The organism is Burkholderia sp. SIMBA_051 (genome assembly GCF_046534915.1).
GTDB lineage: Bacteria > Pseudomonadota > Gammaproteobacteria > Burkholderiales > Burkholderiaceae > Burkholderia > Burkholderia ambifaria.
In genome coordinates, this window is sequence record NZ_JAWRXS010000733.1 from 1 (window position 1) to 244 (window position 244).

The following is a 244-nucleotide window of genomic DNA, read 5'->3' on the forward strand; positions in this document are numbered from 1 at the left end:
GGGACCTGTCGCAACTGAACAAGGCGTGCAGGAGCCGCGGCCGCGATCCGCGCGCGAACCGCTTCCTGCAGGAGATGGACGCCGACGGCATGCGCTCGGGCATCATGCTCGGCCTGCCGGTTCCATCGAGCGGTTTCCAGGTGATCGTCAGTTTCACGTCGATGAACCCGAGGAACAAGTGGATCGACAGCAGCATCCTCGCGCAGACGCTTGGGCTCGGTTTATCGCTGCATCAGCTTGCGGC

1 pseudogene is annotated in these 244 nt (G+C 63.9%); it reads left to right on the forward strand.

Annotation, left to right across the window (positions count from 1 at the left end):
• Nucleotides 1–244 (forward strand): annotated as a pseudogene (locus SB771_RS36395) (LuxR family transcriptional regulator); the annotation flags it as partial.